Annotated in this window: 13 protein-coding genes and 1 pseudogene; 7 read left to right on the top strand and 7 right to left on the bottom strand. The window is 31.2% G+C overall.

The features are described from left to right. Together GFV01_RS07035 and GFV01_RS07030 are read right to left on the bottom strand one after the other, a co-directional pair. Positions 1–5,534, bottom strand: a pseudogene (locus tag GFV01_RS07035) (hypothetical protein); the annotation flags it as partial. A 279-nt stretch (positions 5,535–5,813) separates the two neighbouring features. Beyond that, positions 5,814–7,937, bottom strand: coding sequence for a Tex family protein (locus GFV01_RS07030; RefSeq protein ID WP_160565873.1), 2,124 nt, complete (start codon positions 7,935–7,937; stop codon positions 5,814–5,816). A gap of 305 nt (positions 7,938–8,242) precedes the next feature. Here GFV01_RS07030 and rsmG point away from each other — a divergent pair, with 305 nt between their 5' ends. From rsmG to GFV01_RS07010, 4 genes are all read left to right on the top strand, one after another. Continuing rightward, positions 8,243–8,869, top strand: coding sequence for a 16S rRNA (guanine(527)-N(7))-methyltransferase RsmG (rsmG, locus tag GFV01_RS07025; RefSeq protein ID WP_160542450.1), 627 nt, complete (start codon positions 8,243–8,245; stop codon positions 8,867–8,869). 4 nt (positions 8,870–8,873) lie between these two features. After that, positions 8,874–11,843: a tetratricopeptide repeat protein gene (locus tag GFV01_RS07020; RefSeq protein ID WP_160565871.1), complete on the top strand. Its 2,970-nt coding sequence runs from the start codon at positions 8,874–8,876 to the stop codon at positions 11,841–11,843. 21 nt (positions 11,844–11,864) lie between these two features. Beyond that, positions 11,865–13,613 carry a hypothetical protein gene (locus tag GFV01_RS07015; RefSeq protein ID WP_160565869.1) on the top strand — a complete coding sequence of 583 codons (1,749 nt, stop codon included), beginning with the start codon at positions 11,865–11,867 and terminating at the stop codon, positions 13,611–13,613. Between the two features lie 71 nt (positions 13,614–13,684). Then, a complete protein-coding gene (locus GFV01_RS07010) occupies positions 13,685–13,906 on the top strand; it encodes a PspC family transcriptional regulator (protein WP_105296274.1) in 222 nt (73 codons plus the stop codon). Positions 13,907–13,939: 33 nt separating this feature from the next. Here the strand turns inward: GFV01_RS07010 and GFV01_RS07005 are convergent, their stop codons facing one another. From GFV01_RS07005 to GFV01_RS06990, 5 genes are all read right to left on the bottom strand, one after another. After that, positions 13,940–14,080: a hypothetical protein gene (locus tag GFV01_RS07005; protein WP_160565867.1), complete on the bottom strand. Its 141-nt coding sequence runs from the start codon at positions 14,078–14,080 to the stop codon at positions 13,940–13,942. Continuing rightward, on the bottom strand, positions 14,073–14,705 hold the full coding sequence (locus GFV01_RS07000) for a rhomboid family intramembrane serine protease (protein ID WP_160565865.1): 633 nt from the start codon (positions 14,703–14,705) through the stop codon (positions 14,073–14,075). Before GFV01_RS07000 ends, GFV01_RS07005 begins: the two co-directional genes overlap by 8 nt. 132 nt (positions 14,706–14,837) lie before the next feature. Beyond that, entirely contained in the window at positions 14,838–15,062 is a 225-nt protein-coding gene (locus tag GFV01_RS10285) for a hypothetical protein (protein ID WP_370513735.1), read from the bottom strand. Next, a complete protein-coding gene (locus GFV01_RS06995) occupies positions 15,034–15,696 on the bottom strand; it encodes a DUF2911 domain-containing protein (protein WP_370513734.1) in 663 nt (220 codons plus the stop codon). Before GFV01_RS06995 ends, GFV01_RS10285 begins: the two co-directional genes overlap by 29 nt. Before the next feature lie 11 nt (positions 15,697–15,707). Beyond that, positions 15,708–17,390 carry a glutamine--tRNA ligase/YqeY domain fusion protein gene (locus GFV01_RS06990; protein WP_160565862.1) on the bottom strand — a complete coding sequence of 561 codons (1,683 nt, stop codon included), beginning with the start codon at positions 17,388–17,390 and terminating at the stop codon, positions 15,708–15,710. A 178-nt stretch (positions 17,391–17,568) separates the two neighbouring features. On the opposite strand from GFV01_RS06990, the gene GFV01_RS06985 reads away from it, so the two are divergent. The 3 genes from GFV01_RS06985 (at position 17,569) to GFV01_RS06975 (ending at position 21,323) form a co-directional block, all read left to right on the top strand. Then, the gene (locus tag GFV01_RS06985) at positions 17,569–19,125 is read left to right on the top strand and encodes a sensor histidine kinase KdpD (protein WP_160565859.1); all 1,557 of its coding nucleotides are present in this window, start codon (positions 17,569–17,571) and stop codon (positions 19,123–19,125) included. A gap of 7 nt (positions 19,126–19,132) precedes the next feature. Then, complete coding sequence (locus tag GFV01_RS06980; RefSeq protein WP_105296279.1) at positions 19,133–19,837, top strand: response regulator transcription factor; 705 nt, start codon at positions 19,133–19,135, stop codon at positions 19,835–19,837. A 121-nt stretch (positions 19,838–19,958) separates the two neighbouring features. Beyond that, positions 19,959–21,323 (top strand): MATE family efflux transporter, encoded by a 1,365-nt coding sequence (locus GFV01_RS06975; RefSeq protein ID WP_185150335.1) that lies wholly within the window; start codon positions 19,959–19,961, stop codon positions 21,321–21,323. The last annotated feature ends 169 nt before the right edge of the window (positions 21,324–21,492 follow it).

The following is a 21,492-nucleotide window of genomic DNA, read 5'->3' as shown; positions in this document are numbered from 1 at the left end:
CTTATTTCAGGTTCGGTCAGGTGTGTATAAATCCCTTTTGCTTCATTTTTAAAGGCTTCTTTGGCATCTGATTCATTTCTGTAATAGCGATAACTGCTTGTCGGATAATTGCCCAGTAATTGTTCTGATTCATGTAAATTAAATATTTCTTTTGAATCATCTTGGGAATCATCGCATTTTATTGATAAGCGTACTTCTTTCGGGATCGGTACATGGTTGGAATTTTTCTTAAACCATACTTCGTTTATGCCTATACAACCGCTCTCTTGGTTCAGTACTCGTACGTATAAAGGGTTCAGGAAGTCCACAGTAAAGTACGTTTGTTTGTCTATTGGAAGTATCGTCGGATCATTTACTGCTAAGGCTTCGGACTGAGTGCGGTAATAGGTAATTTCTTGTTTCGCGGCCGGGGCAATTACCAGGTTGTCTAAATCTTTTAGTAATACGTCATTATACTCTCCGTCTAAGTCTTCATCACACAGGGTATAGGTTACCTTATTGGGACGTGGCGTTTCTTTTTGGGTAATTGTTATTGTTCCTTCATTTCCACAGCCGTTCTCTTTGTTTTCAAATAGGACTTTTATTTCTACTTTGTTTTCTCCTACAGGAGGTTCGTAATCGGTTAAAGTATTAGGTATTGGCCCTGATGTCTCTTCTACTCTGCCAATCTCTACTCCTTTGCTGTCTTGGTAGATAATTCGTAAAGAATTGAACATTCTATTTAAACGTGTTGGATCAGGAATGCCATTTGATTCAAGCATTGACCGGGATAATTCCCAAAGATTAATTTTTGATTTTGTAGCATCCGGTTCGTATTCGCAAATTTCAACGGATTGATTTTCTACTTTTATATAAGGATATACTTTTATTTTAATTTTTGCTATACTATCGCACTGAATTCCTTTGCTATCCTTTACTCTGACAAATACTTCATCATATGTATAAAATCCATCTGTAGTTATCACTTCGGTTTGGTAAGCATTTGGATTTGCAACAGCATTACTGATCTCTCCTTTTCGTGCTTGATTTTCATCTTTATAATATTCAAAATGAACATAGGAAGAACTACTAATAAGGTTGGAAACAGAAGTAAGATCAACGAAGGATTTATCCTGACCGTCCATACATCCTATTATTTCAACTACCTGTTTATCCAACGATAGGCGTGGATTTACATTTACCGAAATAGCGGTAATGGTCGGACAAGTTTTATCTTTCTTATCTATTCTGACATAGATTGTATAAAACGGATTGTCAGGAGGAACACTGGTAAATTCATTATGTTTAATGGTAAAATTTACAGGCAATACCTCATTTTTATGTTCTTCTGCATCTTGTTTTGTTCTAAAGTAGGTAAAATCATACTCCGAATTGATAAAAGATAGAGATTCTCCGGTAATAATATTAGTTTTGTAATCATCTAAATTCCTGATTACATACTTGCCGTCTATGGTTCCATCGGTTTCATCACAAATATCTATAAAGTGGACATTGGCTTTAGGAACTAAAGAAATTAAAAATTCTACTTTACGGATTATATAGCACCCCGTTTTTTTGTAAATAAACTTAACCCAAACTTCATCTCCACCAAAAACTTCATATTCTTCTAAATTTGCCTCAGGTATAACGATACCATTAATTGCATTGTATCTACTAGCATAATAGGAAACAGTAAAATCACTTGTTTTATAAGAACTTCCTATCATTTGGGGTGGATAATCCTTTAAGTTAACTTTTACCTTTTTTTCTTCATTACATAATAAGGTAGCAAAATGATTTACCTCTAATTCAGGATATGCTTCAACTACTATAGGTGCAATTGAAAAACAGTTACTTTTTATATTTCTTACTCTAACCCAAAAAGTGGTTGGAAATCGGGTAACCGCAGCACTTCCATATATACGATTTTGATTTTTAAGTGCATCATCCTCTCTAGTAAAATAAATAAATTCAAAATCCTTATTATCTATGTTGGAATCTAGAAAAAGGCTATTATAATATCCCAAATTAATAGTTTCATAAATGCTGTCTTGATCATTTTTCGTGTTATTATTGCATATGGTAACAGTTACATTTTGCTTTAAAATGGGAGATTCAATTAATGAAAAATTTAACATATAATAATCCGAACAATCTTTGGTTTTAATCTTCACCCAAATTTTTGAGGAGTTGGTTACATCAAATTCACTTACCGGATTAGTTCCATTTTTTGCATCATTTTCTGTTACATAATATTCATAACCCATTTGATTCGTCAACTTTGAATTATTTGATATAAGTGGGGCCGTTACCAGTTGATATAAATTTGATGAATTGATTTTTTCTGTTCCGTTATTTCCAAAATCACATATATAGATGTTTGGATTACTAACTGTCGGTACAGGAATTAAGTTTATTGTAACTCGAATAATCTTAAAACACTTAGTTACCGGATCCTCCACTCTCATGCATATCTCATTATTGGTAATATTTGTTGTCGTATTTACCAGATACTTAATTGGAGTATTGCTATCCGTATATGTTCCTAACAATTCACCGGGAGCATCTATTTCATATTCTGCATCGTATATCAACCGATAAAATTGAATGGTTGTCCCTTTTGAATCAAGTATGATTTTAGACAAATCTACTTCTTCTTTATAGTCATCCCCTATGTCACAAACCTCTAAGTCTGTATATTCCGGTAATTGTACTGATGGCACTAAATTAAATTTAATCTCTACAATAATGGGACATTGGTTTTTAAATTCTAATTTGACAAATGCCGATAAAGTACCTAGACCAATTTGAAATTTAGTAGGATCTGTAATCGTTGCTTTACCCCCTTCGTGTGCTTCATTTTTGGTTTTATAATACCTTAAATTTTTTATATCTTTTATAGGAGTTTTTAAACTTGATAACTGATCTTGAGTTAGAAGTTCTTCCAGCTTGTTTGGATCAGTCTTTTTAGAACCTTTTATAAATTCTAATATATTAACAACCTCAATTCCATCATCATTAAAATCACAAATAGTATGGGGACCCAATACTTTTTCTTCAATTGTTATCAAATTGAATTTCAAATCATAAGCATAGCTGCATCGGTTATATCGGACCGCAGGATATATTATTTTTGGATTTTCATCCGAAGTTAGATCAAAACTCTTTTTAATCATTCCTTTTTCATGTTTAGGATCTGCCAAATACATATCCCGATCACGTTGATTGTCAAAAAATACAATTTTATCACCTGAATCATTTCCAAAGGATGGATGAGAATATGAATAAGTATAAAGATCTTTAAGTAAATCTTCGTAATCTTTTAAGAATATTTTCTCGATGCCATCATTGTATGTGTCGCATATATCAAATTCCCTCTTATATAATGTTTGATTTTTAGATACGAAGATAGTTATTGAGCTTACTGCTATAATTCCGCTTTTTTTAATCTTATATTTTAAATAAACAGTAGATTTAGCCGGTGCCTCTACACTGTAGATATAGCCGGGTGATGATTCCTTTAATTTAAGTTTTTCCGTACATGCCAAATCTTTATAAAAACCTTCAATCTCAATATCTTGAGGAGTTAATGAAGTACCGGACAAAAAGTTAGGAAGATACGATTCTAAATCCACTTCTTCTGTATCATTGGCATCACATATTGTTGGAAATAGCAATCCATCTCCGATGCCGCCACCACCGCCTCCGCCACCATCGCTACAATCTACGATGGCTTTTAAAATTAATTTTGTTTTTACTTCTCCACAAAAATTCGGATGAGTCGCTTTGATGTAAATAGTGTTATTTAATCTCAACATACAATTATCCGGATTTAAAATTTCGTTGCTGTAATAGGAATCTTTATAGTATTTCCATTTTACTGTAGTATGGGAAGGATTGATCGGAGAATTTGTTAGTAAGTTAGAGTTATATTTGGTTAAATCCATCATTACGGATTGACCTTCTCTAACATCGCAGATTTCAGCTAAATACTCTTCTAACTCTAATTTTTTCACCAATTTTACAGTAAATGCGATTAAGGTATAACACGACTTATCCCTTATGGATTTATTCCATGCTTTAAGGTAAAACTTTACGTTATCATCGCTAGTTCCTGATAAATCAATCGGATAATTACGTATAACCACATCGGGCAATTCTCTCATCTGATCATCCAGTATTATATACTCTGTAGTCCGTTTATTTATTCCATAATTAAAATTATTCAGGTTTACATTCTCCTTATCGTCATTGCCTTCATCGCAAACAATGAATTGCTGGTTATCTTTTAAATCAGGCCTCTTATTTAATTTAAGATTTATCTCTGTAGAAACAAAGCAAACTCCGCTTTTCAATACTTTTACATAGACCGTCATATCATTAGAAAAAGTAAAGGATTTTGCTTCTTCATCTGAAATCTGATTGGTTAAATTTTTATACCGGTAATAGGTAAATTTTAAAGTTGTATCCGGGTTTATCAGTTGTTGATATGAGGTTAAATCAACTGTATAACTTTCTCCATTATTGATACAAAAAGGTGCAGGTGATTGTTTTACTGCCGTAGGAAATTCTTTGCTAAACTTCACCTGTAGGGTATCAGTAAGTGAAAAACTATTACATCCATTATAAGTAACCTTTGCTCTAAAGTAAGTGTTAGAAGTGGGAGTGACTACCCAAGTATTCCCCCAATTACTTGGACTTGAAGAATTTCCTTCATACCAAGTAACAGAAATATCCGTATTTCCATTCGGAGTAAATCTCCATGCTTCTTTTTTTGCTTCCCAATCTCCCCTATTTCTTCCCGGGGGAGAAATTCCTATGTATCCATTGGAATTGATGATCCCTATTAAAGCGTTTTTATCTTTAGTGGTGTTGGGGTTTTTACTTTTATTTCCAACATATATATCTATGATATTAAAAGTTTCATACAAAACAATTTGAGAAGATGAATAAATTCGATCTGGTCCGTATTGTTTTAAATTATCAAAATTAATTATGAATTTTCTATAGGGAGCTTTCCCTTCATAAGCAACTTTTACCTTGCTCGGCGTGGTATTATTCATGTCATGATAAACACCAAATATTGAATTTTTAGGTAATCCGGAATTTGGATTATTACCTGAAATAATATACGGGCATTCTTTATTTTTTTGTGACAGGTCAAAGCTGACTACTCCATTATCACTGACAATAATTTGATTATAACTTTTTCCATAAAAGCAAAAATTAAAACCTATATCGATGATATCGTTACCAAAAACATCATCGTTTTTACCATTGGAGTTACTGGTTGATACCGGATTACCTTTGGTAAAATCTATATTTGAAGGATATTGAATGGAAGAAACTTCATATTTATCTGTTTGTTTGATTATAGGATAATCTACACTTAGTTTAATATTTTTATTTCTAAAAAACTTATAATCACAGTCAACATACACAGTATCAGAATTTCCATTATGATCTTTGATCAAGATATTGGGTTCTTTAAAATCCTGTGAAAAAATTTTACCAATAAAAAATATTAAAATAACGAACGAATAAAAGTTTTTCATTTTTTAATTTTATTTATATTATTTAACTAAATAATACCCTATTAAATCAGATTTTATGATAAATACGGATAATGAATGGATAAAGATATTAATTCTTATTTTTTTTTACTACTATTAGAGGAATAATTATATAATTTAAAAGTTTTTAGGTCTTTTATATTTTTATATATTTTTTATTTTATGAAATAAAAAATAAAGTATTTGTATTCTAAATATTTAAAATAATTATACATTCTGTAATAGAACACTTATTTTTTTAAATATTATTTTATTAATTTTTTAATCAATCATAGATAATTGAATTCTCTTTCGTTCCTTATCTATATCGATTATTTTTACTTCAACATGCTGATGAAGATGCACGACTGTGCTAATGTCTGTTATGAATTCATTACATACTTTAGAAAGATGTACTAATCCATTCTCTTTAATTCCTATATCAACAAAACAACCGAAATTGGTGATGTTATTGATTATTCCGTGAACTTTCATTCCTGGTTTTAAATCATCTATGGTTTTTAAAGAAGGATCGAAAGTAAACATTTTTACCTGTGTTCTTGGATCTAAACCGGGTTTTTCCAATTCTTTACAAATATCTTCCAAAGTTAAAATCCCTACATCCTCGTTTACGTAATTGTTTAAATTTATTTTTTGAATTAATTCTTTATTTCGGATTAAATCTCCCAATTTTACTCCTAAATCTTTCGCCATTTTCATAACTAGAGAATAGCTTTCGGGATGAACAGCGGAATTGTCCAAAGGATTTTCAGACGTTGGAATTCTTAAGAATCCGGATGCTTGTTGAAATACTTTTTCACCAAGTCTGGGAACTTTTTTCAGGTCTTGCCTGGTTGAAAATGCTCCCATTTCCGAACGGTACTGAACAATATTTTCAGCCATCTTTTCTCCTATACCCGAAACATAAGACAATAAGGATTTACTGGCTGTATTAAGGTTAACCCCTACACTGTTTACGCAAGAAATAACAACTGCATCCAGTTCTTTTTTCAATAATGTTTGATCTACATCGTGTTGATATTGTCCCACTCCTATGGCTTTAGGTTCTATTTTCACCAATTCTGCAAGTGGATCAGACAACCGTCTTCCTATGGAAACTGCTCCTCTTACCGTAACATCATAGGATGGAAATTCTTCCCGAGCCAATTTAGATGCAGAATATACGGACGCTCCGGCTTCATTTACTACAAAAACTTTTAGGGGACGATCAAAAGCTATGGATTGTATTAATCGTTCCGTTTCTCGGGAGGCTGTACCGTTACCTATGGATATGGCTTCAATTTTATAGGCATTAATTAAAGATTTAATTTTTTTAATCGATTCTTTGGTTTCTTTTTGGGGAGGATGAGGATATAGGGTATCATTATGTAATAAATTACCATTTTCATCTAAACAAACCAACTTACAACCTGATTTATATCCGGGATCAATTGCCAGAATTCTTTTTTCCCCCAAAGGAGATTGCAGTAACAATTGTTTTAAATTGGATGAAAACACTTGAATGGCTATTTGGTCGGCTGACTCTTTGGCTTTCTGGAAAACTTCATTACTTAGCGCCGGTTCTAATAAGCGTGAAAAAGAATCTTTTATTGCTAAAAGTAGTTGATCTTTAATTATTTTTTCATCGGTTTTAATTATATGTTTGCTTATTATATGTAAGGCTTCCTCTGAGTCAACTTTAACTTTAACGCGTAGAATTCCTTCCTTTTCCCCTCGTAAGATTGCTAAAAACCGATGAGATGGCGAACGTTTTAAATTTTCAGAAAATTCGAAATAATTTGAAAATTTTTGTGCTTCTTTTTCCTCCTCTTTTCCTTTAATCAGCTTAGATTCCAATACGGCAGTTTGTTGAAAAAAACGTCTTAAATTTGAACGTACATAATTATTTTCGTTAATCCATTCCGCAATAATATATCCGGCTCCTTGAAGAGCATCATCTACTGACAACACCTCATCTGAGGTGTATTTTGAAGCTAATAGGGTTAAATCTGAAATCGGTTTTTGCGCCATTAAGATTTTTGCTAAAGGTTTTAAACCGTTTTCAATTGCAACAGACGCCTTTGTTTTTCTTTTCTTTTTATAGGGTAAGTAATAATCTTCTAAAAGAGTAAGTTCGAAACAATTTTCTATTCTTTGCTTAAATTCTTCGGTTAATGCTCCTTGCTCGTCAATGCTTTTTATAATAAACTCCTTACGTTTTTGAATTTCTTCAAAATCTGTTTTTAACTTAAATATATTGAATAATTGAACTTCATCCAGATTTCCGGTCATTTCCTTTCTATAACGGGCAATAAAGGGTATGGTATGATCTTCGTTTAATAATTTTACCGTATTTTCTATGCTTTTTTGAGAGATATCAATTCGTTTCTGAATGAAGGAAATCATATTTATAGTAATTATTTTATATTTAAGTAGTGTAGGCTCGTTTTTTATTTTATAAAAATAGGTAATATAAATTAATTGTCGAATCAAAAATAACTTGCTTTCAAAATAAATTATAATTTATATTAATAGCATTCCAATTAAATTTTATCTTTACCATCTGATCTTTATAAATTTTGTTAAATGACTTTAAAAAGTCTTCTACATACTCTTAAACCCTTATTTTTGTTGTAATAAAAGCAAATGTCTATTATAAAATAGAGTCTTATATTATTAAAACTTATATTTTTGTATATCTATTAATACCCATGACAAACTTAATACAAAAGTATTTTCCGGAGATAACTGAAAAACAATTGCATAGTTTCGAAAAACTCCCTGATTTGTATTCAAATTGGAATGAAAAAATCAATGTTATATCAAGGAAAGATATAGATTCTTTACTTGAAAAACATGTGCTTCATTCTTTGGGAATAGCAAAAGTAATGCAGTTCGCTCCTTCGACCAAAGTTTTGGATATTGGTACAGGTGGCGGATTTCCGGGGATACCTTTAGCTATACTTTTTCCGGAATCTCAATTTACTTTGGCCGACTCCATTGGAAAAAAAATTAGGGTTGTTAATGAAATTGCACAAGAATTACAGTTAGAAAATGTCATTGGTATTCATACACGAGCCGAAAAAATTAAAGAGAAATTTGATTTTGTAGTAAGCCGAGCGGTTACCCAAATGCCTGTTTTTATGTCTTGGGTTAAAGGAAAATTTACATCTAAGAATATCAATAGTTTACAAAATGGCGTTTTATATTTAAAAGGAGGAGATCTAACTGAAGAATTGAAAAATTTTCCCGAGGCTACACTCTATGAATTAAAAGATTATTTTGACGAGGAATTTTTTAAAACTAAAAAAGTCGTTTATATTAAAAATATGCACTAAAGTTATGCGAAAAAAAATCCAATGGCTTATCCCATTATTAGGAGCAAATTTATTTGTGAATGCTCAACTATCTGAAATTTATTATAACAATTACCAGATAAGCAACGCAAAGGAATTATATGAAAATGAAGCCTATAGAGGAACTCAATATATAATTAATGATTTAATTAACTTTTCTAATCTAAGATCTTATCAATTGGAAATTGCCAATTTTTACGATGCTCTGATAAGCCTTATCTTACAAGATGAAGAAGCAGAAAAGAAATTTGATGCTTTTACCAATAAATATCCGCAAAGCGTATTAACTGAAAGAGCTCACCTCCAATTGGGAAATTACTATTTAATACATCAGGATTATTTTCGTGCAGCAGAAGAACTCTCTAAAGTAGCTATAGATAAACTTCCTCCTAATAAAAGAGCCAATCAATACATCAAACTCGGGTATGCTCAATTTATGAATCAGGATTTTGAAAATGCTGAAAAAAACTTGGAAAAAGGATCCTATAGCAACCAATACAAAAATCAAATAGACTTTTTGTTAGGTCATATAGCTTATGCTAACGGTGAGCATATTGAAGCTAAGAAAAAATTCACATCCTTATTAAATCAACCGGAATTTACAGAAAAAATAAAGCCTTATATGGTTCAGATTTATTTTAATGATGGTGAATATGATTCTGCCATATCTACCGGTAAAACCTTATTAGCCTCTAATCAATATCCTGAATTAAAAAATGAGATAATAAAAATTATAGGAGAAAGCTATTTCAAATTAAAAAAGTATGCCGAAGCCGAACCCTATCTTTCATCTTATATAAAAAATAGTGCTTCTCCAACTTTGAGCGATTATTATCAAATGGGATATGTTTTGTATCAAGCCAAGAAATATGAAGAAGCAGTTACTTATTTTAATAAAATAACTGTTGGAGATATTTCTCCCATTTCACAAAATGCATATTACCAATTGGGGAATTCCTACCTGAAAACAAATAAAAAGAAAGAAGCTTTAACTGCTTTCAAAGCTGCTTCTGAAATGGATTTTGACAAAAAAATTCAAGAAAACGCCTATTTAAATTATGCGAAATTGAGTTATGAAGTAGGTAATCCTTATGAGCCTGTTTCCAAAGTTTTAAATACCTATTTAAAAAGATATCCCGCTTCCAAGCATCAATCGGAAATCAATGAATTGCTGGTTAAATCATATATTAATTCCGGAAATTTCTCAGAAGCCTCTCAACTTCTATCTTCCATACCCAATAAATCTTCGGAGTTGAAACTTAAAGAGCAAGAAGTTGCTTATGCCTACGGAGTACAATTATACAATCAGGGTAAAATAGAATCGGCTTCTCAAGAATTCGAAAAAGCCATACTTTTAAAAAATAATTCTCAATTTTATGCTCGTTCACTCTATTGGTATAGCGATTGTCAATACCAATTAGGAAATTTTCAAAATGCTATTGATAAATTACAACTTTTGCAAAATTCCGGAATTACCATACCGGAAAGTTCGCAAGTGATGTATCAAAAAGGATATTCTTATTTAAAATTGAAGAATTTCGATTTGGCAGCAGTTTCATTTCAAGAATATCTTAAAAATCCAAAGCAAGAATTTAAAGCAGATGCAGAATTACGTCTTGCCGATGCATTATTAGGCAGCAATCAGCTTAACCAAGCAATTCAAATGTATGATCAAGCGTATACCTCTTCTATCGAAGACAGAGAATATTCTCAATATCAAAAAGCTATTGTATATGGTCTGCAAAAAGATTATAAAAATAAAATTGTTGAACTTGAAAAGTTCATTAAAGCATATCCAAAATCGGAAAAAATTAGCGATGCATATTTTGAATTAGGTACAGCGTACGCTGAAACTGAAAATTTTCAGAATTCAAATAATTATTTTCAGAAAGTTATCAGTTCTTCCAAAAATAATGACTTAGTGGTTATGTCATATCTTGGCATTGCTGATAATTTGACCAGTTTAAAGGAATATCAAAAAGCTATTGTAAATTATGGAACTATTGCCGATAATTATCCTAAAACCGATTATGCCTTACAAGCTATAACCGGAGCTAAAACTGCATTTATTGAAAGCGGTAAAGAAAATGAATATATTGACTGGGCAAATAGAAAAGGCTATAATATGGACCGTGCGGAAGCTGAGGAATTGTCTTTTATGTCTGCTCAAAAGAAATTTTTATCTAAAGATTACTCTACAGCCTCTCAAGAATTTGCGACTTTTTTAACTAAGTTTCCAACTACAAATCGTAAAATAACCTCTCTCTATTATTTAGGAGAAAGTTATTTTCAGCTAACTAATTATAATCAAGCGGTAGAGGCATTAAAAGAAGTTTCAGAATCATCCAATGAATTCCAGGAAGATGCTTTGGTTAGACTTTCTCAAATTTATATAAAAGAAGAAAAAGACGAAGCTGCTCAAAATTCGCTTGAATCTTTGTATAAAATTACTTCCAATCAGAACTATAAATCTTTCGCCGAATTAGAATTAATGTATATCTATTCCGATCATAAAGAATATACTAAGGCTAATGAAATGGCCATAAAAGTTTTGAATAATTCCAAAAATCCTTCTACTGTAAAAGAACAAGCCACTTTGATAAAAGCGCGCAGTCTATACAATTCGGGAAAAATAAATGACGCAAAATCAATATTTACAACTCTTGAACAATCTAAAAACAATGCGGTAAAAGCTGAGGCCTTATACTATAATGCATTATTTAAAAATAAAGATAAAAAATACGATGCTAGTAATTCCGTAATATTTAATTTAACATCTAAATATTCTGATCAACAGTATTGGGGAGCTAAAGCTCTTCTTATAATGAGCAACAATTATCTAAACCTTAAAGATAATTATCAGGCTACTTATATATTGGAGCAAATTATAGAAAATTATAAAGAGTTTCCGGATGTTGTTCAAGATGCCCAAACTCAACTTAACCATATTAAATAATTATATCTCGTTTTGAAGTTTATGAATACTCAATATAAAATACTGATTTTAATTTTAATAGCAACTATTTCAACCACATCAGGATATTCTCAAATTAAAGAAGAAATATTAACCATTGGAAAAAAGAAAAATCCGAATGTTAATGTAAAAAATATTGAGAAAAAGAAAACAGATCCGGATAAATATCCACCGTCTAATGAAAAAAACTCAGTAAAAAAAGATTCACTAAATTATACGATTATTGATGTTCCTGCTGTTTCTGAATTTCAAACTTCTCAACTGCCTCCTCAATCCTTAAACACTGATTTTACTAATTCATATTATGACAATCATGCTAAGTTAGGTTATGGAACCAGAAATACGGTACTGGGGGATTTGTATTTTAATTATCCGATAAATAATAATTTGACCGGTATTAAATTGTCTGCACTTTCTACCGATGGTCCTAAAAACAAATACGATTGGAAAACTTCTTCTTCAACAATTGATGCAGAAGCTTTTTACATTTTTAAATTAAAAACGGGAAAATTACATTTTGCGGGAAATTATACCTATAACGGAACTAATTATTACGGTCTCAACACACCGGAAATACATGCAACACCCCACATGAACTTAAGGCAAAATACCAATCAACTTACATTTAAATCCGATTATGACATGTATAGTAATAATTATTTAGACAAAGCTTCTTTAAAAGCCGGATATATGTGGGACAAATTTGATTCAAATGAAACTTTTGTAGACTTAAAAGCAAAGCTGGCTAAGAGTTCTGAAAATGCAAATCTTATGCTTCCCGGTTTAAATTTTGGCGTGGAAGCAGATGTATTATTTAATTATACTTATACGCATTTTGGATTGGACACAAAAGATAAATATTCATTTTTAACAGCCGGATTTTCTCCTGTGTTACGAATTTCAAGTCAAGGTTCTTATTTGAAAGTGGGTGCTAATATTGCCTATAATGGCGAATTGGAAGGTAATAATACAAAAATTTTCTTCCATCCTAAGGCTGAATTTTTATTCAATGCTGCCAGAGAAATTAATGTATATGCCGGTATTGATGGCGGTTTAAAACTTAATAATATGTCCGACTTATTTTCGGAAAATCCGTATTTATACTCCAATCAATTGTTAAGACCTACCAATATATTATATAAAGTTTATGGAGGGGTTAAAGGGGATATAGATGAAAGCATTAAGTACGAAGCGGAAGGGTCATTCAGTAAAGCCGAAAACCTTTATTTTTTCATGAGAAATCCTTATGACCTTACCTTGCCTTCTGTGTTAAAGGCCTATAACCGATTAAATACCTTTAATGCTGTGTACGATGATGGTAATATTATTACTGTTAAAGGTGCTTTACAATATTTTTGGACCGGAGATTTGACTATTGGATTGGAAGGAGAATATCATAATTACAATCTGGATGAGCTTAAACATGCTTATAATTTACCCAATTTTAAAGTAGGTTTAGATAGTAATTATAAAACTTTAGAAGATAAATTAAAATTAGAAGCAAAATTATTTTTTACCGGTGAGCGTAAGAGTAATTATTTTTATTACGATCCTGCTTCTTCATCTGTTAGGGAGGGAATAACTACTTTAGATAGTTATGTAGATCTTAATCTTTCGGCTTCATATAAATTATATAAGAATTTTTCACTATTTGTTAACGGAACTAATTTATTCAGTAAAAATTACGAACGCTTTCAAGGTTATAAAGTCTTAGGAGCTCAAGTATTGGGAGGTATTTTGGTTCAATTTTAGCAAATTGATGTTTGTAAATAAAAAATTGTAATTTTTTACTTTATATGTATTAACTTAATAAATATTTTTTTATGATAGAAAAATTACGCACCCTATTTGAAGCAAACGGATTTGAAGTAATTTCACGTGTATCGGAAAAATTCGGAGTACGGGCGTCTAAATTAAGACTTTTATTTATCTACTTGTCATTTATTACTTTAGGTGGGATTTTTGCTTTATATCTTACCGGAGCATTTTTTCTTTGGATTAAAGACAGCATTATCACTAAACGACCTTCGGTTTTTGACCTATAGTTTCTCTTGATTTTTCAAAGAATCTTTTTCATCTTAGTAATGAACATTGTCTGTTTTATTAATCTCTGAAGTCGAATCAGATTTGGATGGATCTTCTTCTTGAAAATATTCAGGATATTCCAATTGGTATTTTTGCCAAAGTTTTTCATCATCAGAATGATCATATTCATCCATATCCCATTGATGTTCCTCTCTTTTTTCCCCTACTTTTTTTCCTCAACATATAAGCTAATATAAACCCGGTTACTGCTCCCGACAAATGACTTTCCCAGGAAACTGGGTGATTATCGTATATGCCTAAAAGTTCTCTGGGAAATATTCCCCAAACCAAACTTCCATATAAAAAAACAACAATAAAAGATACCGCTATTGAAGCAATTTCACGTCTGAAAATTCCACTAAAAAAAAGAAATGAAGCCAAAACATAGATAATTCCGCTGGCACCTATATGGCAAGATAAAACGTAGGAATTTAGTAAAGAGAAATTGGGTAATAACCAAACCACAAAACCGGATATAATCCAACCATTTAGTAAAATGAAACTTGCCAATTTTTCATAAAACTGAAAAGTAAAAAATGTTAAAACAAATAAAGGAATAGAATTACTGAGTATGTGGGTAAGGTTTCCATGAAATAGCGGAGCGAGCAGGATTCCTCTTAAACCTTTTTGGTTAAGAGGTATAATTCCATAACATTCTTTGAAAACCAATAAATTTTGCAAGAGAAATACTAACCATATGAACCCAACAAATACAATTGGAACAATAATAGCTTTTTTATGAATCGGAACTTTATACATTTACCTTATTTATAAATACAAATTTGAATAGATAATAAAATCCAAAAAATTTATCTACTGTTAACTACAAATACTACTGAAAACGGTAAGAAATCTCTTACTGTTCTGTTTTTTTATTTTTAAATCAATAATTTATAATATTTTTTTCCATTCTTTAATAGATTCAGTGTTTAATCTAATATAATCTTTATTACCTTCTTTCTGAGCTCCATCTAAAGATTTCTCAGCTGAATCTATTGCCCCTTTTATATCTCCTAACTTAGCTTGAATTTGCGATTTAACTCTGTAATACCAATAAGGGGATTCTCCTTGCTTTAAATCAATGGCTCTATTGATCCAATTTAAAGCTTTCTTCATATCTCCTAGACTGTAAATAATAATTGGCTGAAGCATAATAAGCATTAGCATCTGCTCTTGGGTTAGATAATATACCGTCAATACTTGCATTTGCTATTTTTTGTGTTGGTACATGGAAAGTTACATCTACCAAAACCTGATCCCACATAAATTGTAAATGTGCGGAATTATCTGAAAGATTATTTATTCCTATAGTAAATGATTCCACTGATTCTGCCAATTTTTTAACCGGTGCCGTTGTTTTTAAAACCACTTTTTTATCGTCCCATTTTTCAGGTGTCCCCCAATTTTCTGAATCGGAATAAAAAATTACATCCCAGGTATCTTCATGGGGAATTGTATAAATTGCATATTTACCTTTAGGAATAGTTTTTCCATCAATCTCAACATCATCCCCAAACTTAATGGTTGTATTTTCATTAGCCCCTGTTCTCCAAACTTGGCCGTAAGGTACCAATCCGCCAAAAATTACCCTTCCTTTTTTATTAGGTCGAGAATATTCATATTCAACATCTGTTAAACCTACCATTTGTTCAACCTCTGCTTTTAAACTTGCTGCCGGAGTTTTTACTTGTTGAGCTTCACTGAAAAGTGAAAAAGAAGAAAGAGCAATTAGAAAGATTATTTTTTTCATAATTTAAAACTTTATTTATTAGCGATTTTCGCCCAGGTATCTTTTAATGTTACAGTTCTGTTAAAAATTAGATGATTTTCTGTTGTATCGTCATCTACTGCAAAATACCCAAGTCTTTGGAATTGATATTTTGTTCCAATTTTTGTACCATTTAAGCCGGGTTCTGCAAAACCATAAATAGTTTTTAAAGAATCCGGATTTAAAAAATTTAAAAAGTCACCTTCTTGCGTATCCGGAGATTCTTCTTTAAATAATCGGTCATAGATTCTCACTTCTATAGGTAATGCGTGTTTAACGGATACCCAATGCAAAGTACCTTTCACTTTTCGCATGCTTTCTTCTGTTCCGCTTCCACTTTTACTTTTATCGTCATATGTGCAATAAATGGTTTGAATTACACCGTTTTCGTCTTTTTCTACAGATTCTGCTTTAATTATATAAGCTCCTTTTAATCGGACTTCTCCTCCTAAGGTCAATCGGAAAAATTTCTTAGGAGCTTCTTCCATAAAATCTTCTCTTTCTATATATATTTCTCTTGAGAAAGGAACTTCTCTTTCTCCTGCATCCTTATTTTCCGGATTGTTTTCAATAGTAACATTTTCTTCAAAATTTTCCGGGTAATTAGTAATTACAACTTTCACCGGATTGACCACAGCCATGACTCTTGGCGCAATCTTATTAAGGTGATCTCGTACCGTGAATTCTAATAAAGCAAAATCAATAATGTTGTCTCTTTTAGCCACTCCCACTCGTTCCATAAAATCTTTAATAGCTTCAGGAGTATATCCTCTTCTTCTCATACCCGATACGGTAGGCATTCGCGGGTCATCCCAACCGGATACATAATTTCCTTCTACTAAACGCAATAATTTTCGTTTGCTGGTAATCGTATAACTTAAATTTAATCTGGCAAATTCACGCTGCTTACTTTTAACTTTTGACGGATCGTATACTTGATCCAAAAACCATTCATATAAAGGTCGGTGATTTTCAAATTCCAGAGAACATAAAGAATGAGAAACTTGCTCTATGTAATCTGATTCTCCATGAGTCCAATCGTATAAAGGATATATACACCATTCGTTACCGGTTCTTTGATGATGTTTTTTTAAAATACGATACATTACCGGGTCCCTCATATTCATATTAGGAGATTTCATGTCTATTTTTGCGCGAAGTACACAACTTCCTTCCTCAAATTCTCCTTCTTTCATTCTTTGGAAAAGATCAAGGTTTTCCTCTATGCTCCTGTTTCTATAAGGACTTTCGATACCTTCTTCAAAAGGATTTTTTTTCTGCTCATTCATCTCTTCTGAAGTCTGATTATCAACATATGCTTTTCCTTCTCTAATTAATTTTATAGCCCACTCATATAACTGTTGAAAATAATCAGAGGCATAACATTCCTTATCCCAAGTATATCCCAGCCATTCTACATCCTTTCTAATCGCGTCAACATATTCTTGATCTTCTTTAACCGGATTAGTATCATCAAATCGTAAATTAACGGGTACATTATATTTCTGCCCCAATCCAAAATTTATCCAAATGGCTTTCATATGGCCTACATGAAGATAGCCGTTAGGCTCAGGTGGAAATCTAAACCTTAATTTCTCTTTAGGAAAACCATTTTCTAAATCTTCTTCAATTATCTGCTCTAAAAAATTTAAAGATTTTTTTTCTTCTTGGTGCATAATATAATATAGTTATAGACGTACAAATTTAAATCATTTTTAAAATTATTCTCCATATAATATTTTAAACGTACTAAATATTTCTTTAGCTTTATTTTTAATCAGATAAGATTTTAAAAATATTGAAAATTTTCGATATGTCGTAAATTTCATCGGTTAAAATGATTAATTTTGTACTATGAAGGAACGTTTCATCCCTATTTTATCGGGATTAATGACCATTTCCCTTATAGTTTTTGTGGGATTGCAGATTTTTTGGCTGAAACAGGCTATAGATGCAGGTGAACAGGATTTTTCATCTCGTGTATACAAAGCACTAAATAATTCTTCCAAAAAAATTAATACTATAGAGATTAATAAATTTTACAAACCATTTACTAATTTCTATCAAGACATCAATAATCAAAAAGATTCCAGCACCATTCAAACAGCCATGAGTGTTATTGACTCTCAGTCTGTTAAATACATCATTTATAAAAAAACAATCGTTAATAAAAAGCCTCTCATCATTCCTTTTTCAAAAAAAGATACTTTAAAAATCACCAATTTACTAACGGATGAAGGCGTATTAAAAATTAAAAAAGATTCGCTTCAAACCAATATTAAACCGATTGAAAAAAATATTGAAAATAGTTTTGTAAGCCCTAAATTTACCTTGGACGAATTTGCAAGATTGAGTGTAAACCAGATGAGTTTGGAATCCAGGATTAACATGCAGTTAATAGATTCAGTGGTTAGCTTAGAACTTAAAAAGCACAATATTAATACTGAATTTAAATGTGGAGTGCTCAACAATAAACTTAAATTAACTAAAATCCATAGTGATGATTTTATCTTAAGTAATAAGTTTACTCAAAATTACAATGTAGTTTTATTTTCTGACGGAAAAGATAATACCCAATATTATTTATCCGTTTATTTCCCTTCTAAACAATATTCCGTACTAAATCCTATTTTGGGAGCTATTGGAGTAACCATAGCCTCTACTTTGGTTATTATTGCTATATATATTGCTTCCATATATTATATGTCCCAGCAAAAAAAGATTTCTGAAATAAAAACTGATTTCATAAATAATATGTCTCATGAATTTAAAACTCCTATAGCAACCATTAATATTGCTACGGATGCGCTAAATTCGGAGAAAGTTCAATCAGAACCGGAAAAGATGAAATTCTATACTTCTTTAATCAAGCAAGAAAATGATAGAATGAAAAAACAAGTAGAGATGGTTTTGAGAATGTCGAAACTTGAACGAAATGCACTTCAACTGATCCGAAAAGAAACAGATATTCGTCAAATCCTGAAAAACAGCATTAAAACTGTTCGGGTACAAGTGGAACAACGGGGGGGAACAATCAAAGAAGAGTATTTAGCAGATAAATATATTGGAAATGTAGATGGATTTCATCTCACCAATGCTTTTGTTAACATATTAGACAACGCGAACAAATATTCATTAGAAAAACCTGAAATCTCGGTAAAAACTTACAACGATAAAAATGATTACGTAGTTGAAATTTCAGATAAAGGAAAAGGTATGTCTGAAAACGTTATAAAAAAAATATTTGAAAAATTTTATCGGGAAGAAACCGGAAACATACATAATGTAAAAGGTCACGGATTAGGCTTGACCTACGTAAAAAATATTATTAAGTTACATAATGGTGGTATTAAAGTTGTTAGTAAATTACATAAAGGAACCACTTTTATTGTACGTATTCCTCTAAATTAAAAATATCATGGATAAAAAAGTAAAGCTATTATTAGTAGAAGATGATCCAAGTTTTGGTGCTGTTTTAAAAGATTACCTCTCTATTCACGATTACGATGTAACCCTATCTGTTGATGGTGAGGATGGGTTAGAAAAATTTAAAGCAGACAATTTTGATATTTGTCTCTCCGATGTAATGATGCCGAAAAAAGACGGCTTTACATTAGCTAAAGAAATTATTGACATTAATCCGGATGTTCCGATTATCTTTTTAACAGCTAAAAATATGCGTGAGGATATTCTTACCGGATATAAACTTGGCGCTAATGATTATATAACTAAACCGTTTGATTCTGAAGTTTTATTGTATAAAATTAATGCCGTTCTTCAAAGGAATTCCAATTCTTCCGTTAATTCTGAAAATGAAGACAAAGAAATTTATGAAATTTCCAATTTTAAATTTAATACCAAATTACGACAATTAGAGGTTAACGGTAAAATGCATAAATTATCTCCTAAAGAGAATGAACTGTTAAAACTTCTTTGCAAGTATAAAAATGATCTTATGCCAAGAGAAGAAGCCTTAACTAAAATTTGGCATAATGATAATTATTTCACTTCTCGCAGCATGGATGTTTACATTGCTAAAATCAGAAAATTACTTAAAGATGACGACAATGTAGAAATCGTAAATATCCATGGAGAAGGTTTTCGCTTATTAGTGAAAGATTAACCTTTCTCAAAAACTATATGGAATAGATTATTAATCTTCATAAAAAAGATTAATAACCTATTCTTGTCCTTTACTTAACTAACTATTTATTAAAAAAAAATAGACGATCTTATTATTACGAATGGAAGCTATAGATAAATCTCAAAACATTTCAGAGCTGGAGAATGAAAAACCCGGCAAACTTATTTGGAAATATGCCGTTCCGGCTATTATAGGAACTATAGTAATTGCTTTATACAATATCATTGACAGTATTTATATAGGTCATGGAGAAAATTTGGGAGACCATGCTATAGGAGGACTGGGAGTTCTTCTTCCCATAATGAACCTTATCTCAGGAATAGGTATGCTGGTTGGAGCCGGAGCGTCTACACGTACCTCAATTTTTCTAGGCCAAAAAGATATGAAATCTGCCAATATTGTATTGGGAAATTCCATCTTATTAGCTACCGTATTAACTTTCTTGTTAATCATAGGCATGTATACCTACATGGATTCTATACTTATTGGTATTGGAGCTACTCCTCAAACATTCCCATTTGCAAAAGAATTTTTACTCTATTATCTACCGGGAAATATATTTTTAACCGTTAATTATGCTCTCAACAGTATCATGCGAGCATCAGGATATCCTAAAAAAGCCATGTATATGATGCTTATAGGAGTTGTCGCCAATATTATTATAGCTCCCATCTTTATATTTGTATTGAAATGGGGAATGAAAGGTGCTGCCATAGCAACCAATATTTCTATGGCGATAGGCTTGTGCGTTGTATTGAAACATTTTTTTAATTCTAATTCCATTGTATATTTTCACTGGAAAAGTTTAAAACCCAATTACAAGATCATATGGTCCATAATTAATGTGGGGTTTGCTCCTTTTTTCATGTTACTTGCTGCATCTGTTGTCGTTTTTTTCATAAATAACAGGCTGAATGTTTACGGAGGCAGCACGGCCATAGAAGCTTATACCATAGCCAATCGCCTGATCATGATATTTATAATGGTAATAGTAGGTTTAACCCAAGGAATGCAGCCTATTATAGGGTATAATTTTGGAGCTAAAAATATGAATAGGGTTAAGGACACGTTAACTTACAGCCTTAAAACCGGACTTTTTATTGGATGTCTAGGTTTTTTATTCGGTTTTTTATTCCCTGAACTTGTTGTTAAACCTTTTAATCCTTCCCCAAAATTAGCTAAAGAAGCATCTTTAGCTTTACAAATAATGACCATTACTTTACCATTAAGCGGTATACAAATGGTTATTTCCAATTTTTTTCAATGTATTGGAAAAGCTGTTATTGCTTTTATATTAAGTATGAGCAGACAATTCTTACTACTTGTACCCTCATTATTTATTCTACCTAACTACTTAAAATTAAACGGGGTGTGGTACTCTATCCCTTTATCCGATACAATCTCTACTATTTTAGCTATAATTATCTTTATTTGGCAGGTTCGCAAGATCAAAAACTTAATATAAATTAATATTAACAAAATGTTAAAATTATTTTTTTTTGATTATATTTGCGATTCGATTTCTCCTTTTAATAATACGGGGAATATGTTTAGTTAATACTATATGATCCTAGATTATCTTAAGTAGTAAAAAACATTGATAAGTTAAATATTTACTAAATACAATTTTTTTA

Source organism: Apibacter sp. B2912 (assembly GCF_009827835.1).
Lineage (GTDB): Bacteria > Bacteroidota > Bacteroidia > Flavobacteriales > Weeksellaceae > Apibacter.
The sequence above is the reverse complement of the archived record's forward strand: the minus strand, read 5'-3'. Positions and strand labels throughout refer to the sequence as shown.

Bases quoted from the DNA above. Each gene is read 5' to 3' on its own strand.
- GFV01_RS06980 (WP_105296279.1), top strand. From the start codon at position 19,133: ATGGATAAAAAAGTAAAGCTATTATTAGTAGAAGATGATCCAAGTTTT.
- rsmG (WP_160542450.1), top strand. From the start codon at position 8,243: ATGACAAACTTAATACAAAAGTATTTTCCGGAGATAACTGAAAAACAA.
- GFV01_RS06995 (WP_370513734.1), bottom strand. From the start codon at position 15,696: ATGAAAAAAATAATCTTTCTAATTGCTCTTTCTTCTTTTTCACTTTTC.
- GFV01_RS07000 (WP_160565865.1), bottom strand. From the start codon at position 14,705: ATGTATAAAGTTCCGATTCATAAAAAAGCTATTATTGTTCCAATTGTA.
- GFV01_RS06975 (WP_185150335.1), top strand. From the start codon at position 19,959: ATGGAAGCTATAGATAAATCTCAAAACATTTCAGAGCTGGAGAATGAA.
- GFV01_RS07030 (WP_160565873.1), bottom strand. From the start codon at position 7,937: ATGATTTCCTTCATTCAGAAACGAATTGATATCTCTCAAAAAAGCATA.
- GFV01_RS10285 (WP_370513735.1), bottom strand. From the start codon at position 15,062: ATGAAGAAAGCTTTAAATTGGATCAATAGAGCCATTGATTTAAAGCAA.
- GFV01_RS07010 (WP_105296274.1), top strand. From the start codon at position 13,685: ATGATAGAAAAATTACGCACCCTATTTGAAGCAAACGGATTTGAAGTA.
- GFV01_RS06990 (WP_160565862.1), bottom strand. From the start codon at position 17,390: ATGCACCAAGAAGAAAAAAAATCTTTAAATTTTTTAGAGCAGATAATT.
- GFV01_RS07020 (WP_160565871.1), top strand. From the start codon at position 8,874: ATGCGAAAAAAAATCCAATGGCTTATCCCATTATTAGGAGCAAATTTA.
- GFV01_RS06985 (WP_160565859.1), top strand. From the start codon at position 17,569: ATGAAGGAACGTTTCATCCCTATTTTATCGGGATTAATGACCATTTCC.
- GFV01_RS07005 (WP_160565867.1), bottom strand. From the start codon at position 14,080: ATGGATGAATATGATCATTCTGATGATGAAAAACTTTGGCAAAAATAC.
- GFV01_RS07015 (WP_160565869.1), top strand. From the start codon at position 11,865: ATGAATACTCAATATAAAATACTGATTTTAATTTTAATAGCAACTATT.